Annotated in this window: 1 rRNA gene; it reads right to left on the bottom strand. The window is 53.6% G+C overall.

Annotation, left to right across the window (positions count from 1 at the left end):
• Positions 1–1,328: ribosomal RNA gene (locus tag AC01FP_RS17505) — 16S ribosomal RNA — on the bottom strand; the annotation flags it as partial.
• Positions 1,329–1,534: the final 206 nt, after the last annotated feature.

Below are 1,534 nucleotides of genomic sequence, written 5' to 3'. Positions count from 1 at the left end.
GGAACGTATTCACCGCAGTATGCTGACCTGCGATTACTAGCGATTCCTCCTTCACGTAGGCGAGTTGCAGCCTACGATCTGAACTGAGCCACGGTTTATGGGATTTGCTAGCTCTCGCGAGTTTGCGGCCCTTTGTCCGTAGCATTGTAGTACGTGTGTAGCCCAGGATGTAAGGGGCATGATGACTTGACGTCATCCACACCTTCCTCCGGTTTATCACCGGCGGTCTCTCTAGAGTGCCCAACTTAATGCTGGCAACTAAAGACGTGGGTTGCGCTCGTTGCGGGACTTAACCCAACATCTCACGACACGAGCTGACGACAGCCATGCACCACCTGTCACTGCGCTCCCGAAGGCACTCCCAAGTTTCCAAGGGATTCGCAGGATGTCAAACCCTGGTAAGGTTCTTCGCGTTGCATCGAATTAAACCACATACTCCACCGCTTGTGCGGGCCCCCGTCAATTCCTTTGAGTTTCACACTTGCGTGCGTACTCCCCAGGCGGAACACTTAACGCGTTGGCTACGACACCGAGGGGGTCGATTCCCCCGACACCTAGTGTTCATCGTTTACGGCCAGGACTACAGGGGTATCTAATCCCTTTCGCTCCCCTGGCTTTCGTCCATGAGCGTCAGTTATGGCCCAGCAGAGCGCCTTCGCCACTGGTGTTCTTCCCGATATCTACGCATTTCACCGCTACACCGGGAATTCCCTCTGCCCCTACCACACTCTAGTCTTACAGTTTCCATCGCCGAAATGGAGTTGAGCTCCACGCTTTAACGACAGACTTGTAAAACCGCCTGCGGACGCTTTACGCCCAATAATTCCGGATAACGCTTGCCACTCCCGTATTACCGCGGCTGCTGGCACGGAATTAGCCGTGGCTTATTCATCAAGTACCGTCAGATCTTCTTCCTTGATAAAAGAGGTTTACAGCCCAGAGGCCTTCATCCCTCACGCGGCGTTGCTCCGTCAGGCTTGCGCCCATTGCGGAAAATTCCCCACTGCTGCCTCCCGTAGGAGTTTGGGCCGTGTCTCAGTCCCAATGTGGCTGGTCATCCTCTCAGACCAGCTACTGATCGTAGCCTTGGTAGTCCATTACACTACCAACTAGCTAATCAGACGCGGGCCGCTCTAAAGGCGATAAATCTTTCCCCCGAAGGGCACATTCGGTATTAGACCCAGTTTCCCGGGCTTATTCCGAACCTAAAGGCACGTTCCCACGTGTTACTCACCCGTCCGCCACTAACTCCGAAGAGTCCGTTCGACTTGCATGTGTTAGGCCTGCCGCCAGCGTTCGCTCTGAGCCAGGATCAAACTCTCAGGTTGAGTTGACTTCTGACCTAAGCATTTCGGACCGAAATCCGATTTGGCTTTAGTTCTACGTATTCTTGACGAGATCCCACGTTCACCGATCCGAAGACCGGTTACATGGTATGTCTTTTCAAAAAGACCGCAGATGTCAGTGTCGACAATCGATTCCGAAGAACCGATCCTAGAACACCGCCGCCTGCGTTTCTCTTTCCAGATCAACG

This window comes from Cyanobium sp. NIVA-CYA 375 (assembly GCF_056108345.1).
Note: the sequence above shows the minus strand (reverse complement) of the source record. Positions and strands in the feature narration are given on the sequence as shown.